At 40.7% G+C, this 2,952-nt stretch carries 4 protein-coding genes; all 4 read right to left on the bottom strand.

The annotated features are described in order from the left end of the window. Positions 1–1,056: YfjI family protein (locus FNZ60_RS08840; protein WP_142417213.1), on the bottom strand; the 1,056-nt coding region annotated here is incomplete at its 3' end. Beyond that, a complete protein-coding gene (locus FNZ60_RS08835) occupies positions 1,029–1,937 on the bottom strand; it encodes a DUF7146 domain-containing protein (RefSeq protein ID WP_142417212.1) in 909 nt (302 codons plus the stop codon). The genes FNZ60_RS08835 and FNZ60_RS08840, both read right to left, overlap by 28 nt. Before the next feature lie 102 nt (positions 1,938–2,039). Further along, on the bottom strand, positions 2,040–2,240 hold the full coding sequence (locus tag FNZ60_RS08830) for a helix-turn-helix transcriptional regulator (RefSeq protein WP_142417211.1): 201 nt from the start codon (positions 2,238–2,240) through the stop codon (positions 2,040–2,042). A 211-nt stretch (positions 2,241–2,451) separates the two neighbouring features. Further along, the coding region (locus tag FNZ60_RS08825; RefSeq protein WP_142417210.1) for a tyrosine-type recombinase/integrase at positions 2,452–2,952 on the bottom strand (501 nt) is incomplete at its 5' end.

Here is a 2,952-nt window from a genome sequence, read left to right as displayed (position 1 = left end):
TGAAAGGTTATTCTCTTTAGCTTCTTTAAAAATCTTTTGCATCCACTCACGAAAGATCTCTTGAGCATCAGCAGAAAAACGCATGACAAGCGGGTGTTCTGGAGAACCAAGGGGTTTATCATAAAGAGAATGAAATACCCCTTCATAAGTTTTCCATGCTTCTTGATTAGGTGGTCTATCAATCCATTGCCAATCTTTTGTCTCATCGGGCCACACCAGCATTTGAAACCGTTGTAAAAAACCATCATTGCCTTTGCCATATAAAGCATTGCGTATAAAGGGCAGAATGCGAGAGGGTTGAATGCCTCCTATAATCGAAAGGGTTGCATTGGGAATAAAAATGGTTCCACGCCCGATACGGTCATAAGTAAATTGACCATCTCCATTAAAAGCTTCGAGATAAAAAGCACGGTCTGTTTGATATTCCTTCCGTTCCATATCTGTTAAGAAACCAGATAACTCATCACGAACCATTAAGAGACCACGGGGGTTTTCTTTTAACAATTCCCCAAGCTTTTCTACACTCGTATCATTGACAATAAAACGAGAGCCATCATCATGGATATTGTCTTTAGAGGGGGCTTCAGACAAAAGAGCACGGGCTGTTTCAAGATCTCCTTTTTTGATCGCTTTATAGGCTTGTTTTTTCTTTTCTGATTTGTCTAAAGTTTCAAGTATCTCTTCAATTTCTTGGCTTTCTTTCTGTTTTAACCACTCTTTATACCATTGCTTTTGAAGGCGCGTGATAGGGGCTAAAGCGGCTTGCATGGTTGGTGTTTTCATGGTTGAAGGCTGTCCAATAAGAGCCCCCCAGAGATTAGGAACAATTGTCCAATCATCATACTGTTTTGGAGCAACTCGCACGCCATTACCAATGAGAGCCGCCAAACCACAGAGAGCAGAAACAGCAATAAAATCGAGAGGGGCTTGTTGACGGTCAGCAATATCATAAATATAACGACTTAAGATTAAAGGCACTTGTGCAACGTGAAAAGGTTCGACGGGTAAGAGAGCCGTACCAATCGGTTTTAATTCCCCCCAACCATTTTGTTGCAAGGCTTGATTAAAAAATCATTGAAATCTAAAGCGTTAGGGGCTTGCATCATAAAGACTTCAAAGCCTTGTCTATAAGCACGCTTTGCTAGGGTAAAACCTGCTTTACGACCCGCAGCATCGCCATCCATTGCGATTGTCAGACGTCCTTTTATCGGGGGTAAATTCACACGCATCATGCCATTGGTAGAAAGGGATGCCCATAAATTCACGGGCTCTGATAACAATCCAGACAGCAGAGACAGCCTCGTTTCAATGCCTTCACAAATAACCAGATGTTTTGGATTGTCTTGCCTTAAATGCACAGCACCACCCATGACAGAACCCAACATGGCTTTGGCTGGTTTCTGATCTGTTTTGCAGCCATTGGCTTTTAAAAAGGTTCTATGAATGGCAAAGGAGCCAGCCCCCTTAACAAGAGCCACTAACGCGGGCAGTGTCATTCCTAAGGGGTGTGGACATTTGTCGTGAAAACGTAAATCAGCAGGCAATTCACATGTGATCCCCCGCATGCGTAAATAGGTTTCTGCTAAAGTATTTTTGATCGGTTGACTTTGTTGCCAAATCGCTTTTGCTCTTTCTGCTTTTTGTTTTGCTCTTTTGAAATCAGCACAAAACTGTTTTGAGAAAGAAAGCGTATGATCATAAGCTTTATCAAAAAAGGCTTGTTTCCCAAGCAAGCCAATTCTTCTAAGCGCTTGTATGATCTCTCTAAAAGAACAGCCAGCATAACAAATGAGCAAGAGACGCCCATCAAGTCCATTGGTAATGGATAAACTAGGCAGCCTATCATCATGAGCAGGGCAACGGGCAAGTCCATAACGCCCATGCCAAATCCCATGCAAGGCATTTGTGATGCCCCAAGCATTTATATAAGAAGACATTTTTTGATCCTATAATGATTGCATCATAGGACGGACTCTGCTATCCATAATCATCGTGTGAAAATGAAAAGCCTTGTCCATCCTTATGTGACAAGGTTTTTTTTATGCCGCATTACTTTGACGTTGCTGTTTTGCTTGTTCGATGACATTCAAAAGATCCGATTGTAACCAACGGGATAAAAAACCAAATTTTAAAGGTTTTGGAAGAGAGCCATTGGTCACATGACGGCGGAAAGTTGAGACACTCATATGAAGCAATTTTGCACTTTCACGGTCTGTTAAAAGAATATCGTTTTCTGTCATAGTAAAATCCTTTCAAATATTAAAAAAATGAGAACAAATCATAAGCATTTATTAACCATATTTTTGCATCATATGAAAGGTATTTAGTTTATAAAAAACAGTATTTTATTATACATTTTCTCATGTGATAATTTATGAGTCTTATTGAGACGATATGAGAAAACAGAGAGATAAAGTTATCCACAGATTATGGGGTTATGCACCCCATATCTTAAGATTGACCCGTGACATATGCCGCCCATTTATCCATATAGACACGACGTTGTTCTAAATAATCAGTACGACGATAGGCACGCTCTACTTTACCGCCGACCGTGTGACTTAGAATGGTTTCAGCAACCTCATAGGGGGCATCGGTTGTTTCAGCAAGCCAATCGCGTAAACTAGAGCGAAAACCATGGGGGCAGGCTTCAATTTTATTTTTTCTCATATACGTAGCCATTATCGTAGGTGAAAGAGGACCACGATTAGTAAATGAAAAGATGAAATCACTTTTAGAGATACATCGGGCTTGTTCAATTACTTTCATTGCTTCTGATGATAAAGGCACACGAAATTCTGTTGTAGCATCACGCCTTCCTTTCATATTCTCAGCAGGGATAGTCCATATATCCCCCTCAATTTGATCTTTATGCATATGACACAAGGGCTTCCTACGGACTCCTGTCAGAATAAGCAAGCGCAAAGCTAAATTCGTCATAGTTGTTTTTTG

This window comes from Bartonella massiliensis, assembly GCF_902150025.1.
GTDB lineage: Bacteria > Pseudomonadota > Alphaproteobacteria > Rhizobiales > Rhizobiaceae > Bartonella > Bartonella massiliensis.
The sequence above is the reverse complement of the archived record's forward strand: the minus strand, read 5'-3'. Positions and strand labels throughout refer to the sequence as shown.

What these genes read in the sequence shown, in the direction of transcription:
- FNZ60_RS08835 (WP_142417212.1), bottom strand. Translation starts at nt 1,937, where the DNA reads ATGTCTTCTTATATAAATGCTTGGGGCATCACAAATGCCTTGCATGGG.
- FNZ60_RS08830 (WP_142417211.1), bottom strand. Translation starts at nt 2,240, where the DNA reads ATGACAGAAAACGATATTCTTTTAACAGACCGTGAAAGTGCAAAATTG.